We start from the raw sequence: 3510 nt of genomic DNA on the forward strand, positions 1-3510 counted from the left end.
CTTACAATAAGAGCTACCAAAACAGCAATTCAGCTAACCAAATTCTCCCTTTAAAAATATGTAATTATAGAATTGGTATCCATCAATATTAATTTTAAACTATTCCCATGAAAGCAGTACAGCTATTTTTGCAGTCTGTCCTTGTACTTTCCAGGCCGGGATTCGAAGCTCAAGCCGTTTTAGATTGTCTTTTTTGAGATCCAAGTAAAAGGGAGGAGGGCTCAGTGAAATTACGGATAGACTGTACTCCGGATGGGAAAGATTTTGAACTTTTAATCGCTTGCCATCTTGAGTCAAGATCGCCCCTCCATCAACAATTTCCACATCGGCCTGCGTAATAAACTGCCATGTTAGCCTATCCGTATTTTCTGACAATACAATATCATCTTCAATCAACAGAGACCTGGGACCACTTTTTTTAAACCTTCGTGTCACACTTTTCAGTTGACCTTCAAAAACCGGAGACATATCAAGGATGGATTCCGGAAAAGCTCCGTCTTTGAAATCCACAATACTTGCTTTTCCATCCACTATATGAAGTTGGTCATTTACAGTAAGGGTGCTGTGTCCAAAATTATTTTTATTGATTAGTTTCCATCGCTCACAATCCTGACACCTCTCCCAAAGGTTAAAACCTATTCTTTCTATAACTCCATAATGCTTGTTTTTCCCCAAGTCCATGCTCCAACGTACCCCATCCAATTCAAAAACAAATGAACCGGCATCCATATTTCCGTGGCTAATATTGCCACGACCTCCTTTACCTCCAAAATAAAATTTATTGGGATCATCTTCTCCTCCGGTAAAAAACACTACAGGATTTGGTCCATTGCCTGCCCATGCAGCAGGCACGGTCGTCTAACTTTTCTCTTCGTACTGGGCTATCCATACCAAGGCAGGCGCTAACAAGCGGGAGAAATTTTTCTCTTTATCATAGGGCTTCAAAAATTTTTCCTTTTCAAAAAAGGTTTTATTCCCTGTTTTAGAAGCAAACCATGCCAGGGTGGCATCACCATTACTCCCACTACTTTCTCCACAGTCTCCAAAATTATAAAACAAACCTATGGGACTATCCGACAGCACCCTAAATAGGGCACTCTCTTTAAATCCGGGATATTCCAATATTCCAAAATCACTTCCAAAGGCACTCTCAAACATGGCTGCGGTGACTACAGTAAAGGAGGTACCATACCGCCAATAGGTAGCTCCTTCAGGGTACACTCCATCCGGACCATATTGGTTCAAAGCATTCTGCATGCCATCAATGGCTCTGTAAATGGTCTTGGAGGCCAACTCAGGCTCGTCCTCAGCTATTACTTTTGCAGCTGCAACCAATCCACCATTGCACACCTGATTCCAATTGTTGTTTCCATAGGCCCATTTAGGCGCTTTGCCATTTTCCGGCCAGCTAGGTTTTATACCTTTTTCATTCAAGGCATTTTTTGCCAATTTCACTGTAGAAGCCGGCAAATACTCCCCTACCCAATCAACAGCTAAGGCAATGCCAAGGGACATCTCTCCTACATCAAGAAAATGTTTGGGGTTCCAGGTAGGGAAATTGCAAGCTGCGATAAGCTCTTCATTGATCCTGTTTAAGACCTTAGCCTCTTTCTCTATCCGATAAACCATTGCCAGCATGCCTATTCTATTTAAAAGGTCTCTGGAAATATCAAGCTGGTTGTTCTGTGACCGCTCCTCTAGAGGAATATCCAGATTAATTATCGGTTTCTCAAAAACAGCTGCTGCACCATTTTTCAAACTTTTATAAACATTCTGTACTACAGGGTCGGATTTAAGTTTTTGCTTTAAATTTTCCTCTATCTCCTTGTTTAGTACTAACCTTGGCGAGGCCTTTCTTAAATTATTTCTGAGATAAGTCTTGGAGATAGGGTTATCCAATTTAGAAGGTAACTGCTGGGCATTTATACTTAAGCCCGCAAGCATTAGAAGCAAAGCCCATGCTATGCAGCAATGTTTTTTGTAATCATACATTTTCAAAAAAAGATAGGTTATTGGGTTTATTGTCAGCATTTCATTGGGCAAAGAAATCGTTGAAAAACAGTAGCTGGTATTTGATGGAGTTGGCCCAATAATCCCAACTGTGCCCTCCCGGGCGTTCGGTATAGTCATGGGGGATATTCCTTTCCAACAATTTCTTATGCAATCGCTTATTGGCATCCAAAAAGAAATCATCTACTCCACAGTCGAAAATAAGCTTTAGCTCGTCTCCCTTTAGAAGGTGGACCAGATTGATCACTGTATTATTCTCCCAGTTTTCCTTATTCGTTGCATAATCTCCTAATCGCTTGCTTAAATCCCAGTTTTTTGGAAAGGGACGTATGTCCACACCTCCACTCATACTTCCGGCTGCTCCCCAAGTATCTTGGTGTCTAAAAGCAAGGTAAAAGGCACCATGACCACCCATGCTGAGGCCGGTAATGGCTCTGCCTGATTTTTCTGCAATGGTATTGTAGGTTTTGTCTATGCTAGTTATTAATTCCTCAGAAAGGTAGGTTTCATACCTCATGTTTTTATCAATGGGACTGTCAAAATACCAACTGGTAACCTCACCATCAGGACAGACAATGATCATATCGTACTGGTCCGCATATTCTTGTATGGCCGGCACTTTGGACAGCCAGTTCGTATGATCTCCACCTGCGCCATGAAGCAAATACAAGACAGGAAAACTTTCCTTTTGGCTAGAATAATTGTCCGGAACAATGACAATGTTAGCAATTGATTTATTCATGGATGCACTGTTTACCATCACAGTATCTATCTGTGAGGCTTTAACGATTATACTTTGGAAGCAGAATAAAAGTAGGATTAATTTTAATTTCATGGTTTTCATTTAAAAGCTATCAATAGGGTAATTCCTTTTGGTTTACCATCTAAAACTACTTTTAAAAGTAACAATAAAAAAACAAAGGATCTGTCGCTCAAAATAAATCTAGGCCATTCAACCTAAGGGTAGCTAAAAACTTGAAGTAAGGTTTTCAAAAATTGAAGAGCAATGCTTAACAAAGATCAGATCGGCTATTCATAGCTTAGCTTTGATCAAGTTTTGGACCTTTTATTTGAGCACCATAAAGCAAGCGTTGCCCAAAAGACTCAATTGACCCAACAACCTGAATTCGCCCCATAATCTTGAGAAAATCGTCATTCCGAGACCTAACATTTTCGAAATGCAGAAATTGAAATGACGATGGGTGTTTTCAAATTACTGAACATCAATTTCTTAAATAAAAAAGTCATCGGTAGACTTTACCGAAGCTTTTCGTAGAGGAATTCGAAGGAATCTCAATAAATATTGAACTGCCCCACCCTTCCCCAACAGAGACCCACAAATAGGCAGTGACGGGATAGTAATTTTTAACGGAATTGTTAATGTTGGGGCGCGGTGGTCATGCCAAAACTACGAGGCGGCGTTGGGCCTTATTTTAGAAGATTTCTTTTGGCTAGATTTTTCTTTGGTTCGTTTCTTTTCATCAATGGAAAAGAAATGAA

General features: G+C 40.3%; 3 protein-coding genes. All 3 read right to left on the bottom strand.

Features of this window, described 5'->3' with window-relative positions; all coding sequences use genetic code 11:
* Window positions 1–99: 99 nt before the first annotated feature.
* The 3 genes from AAC037_RS21900 to AAC037_RS21910 are packed head-to-tail and all read right to left on the bottom strand — an operon-like array spanning window position 100 to window position 2845.
* Window positions 100–852, bottom strand: coding sequence for a heparinase II/III family protein (locus AAC037_RS21900; protein WP_339905616.1), 753 nt, complete (start codon window positions 850–852; stop codon window positions 100–102).
* Window positions 853–858: 6 nt separating this feature from the next.
* Window positions 859–1992, bottom strand: a complete 1134-nt coding sequence (locus tag AAC037_RS21905; protein ID WP_339905618.1) for a hypothetical protein — start codon at window positions 1990–1992, stop codon at window positions 859–861.
* 40 nt (window positions 1993–2032) lie between these two features.
* On the bottom strand, window positions 2033–2845 hold the full coding sequence (locus tag AAC037_RS21910; protein ID WP_339905620.1) for an alpha/beta hydrolase family protein: 813 nt from the start codon (window positions 2843–2845) through the stop codon (window positions 2033–2035).
* Window positions 2846–3510: the final 665 nt, after the last annotated feature.

Source organism: uncultured Cyclobacterium sp., assembly GCF_963976465.1.
GTDB lineage: Bacteria > Bacteroidota > Bacteroidia > Cytophagales > Cyclobacteriaceae > Cyclobacterium.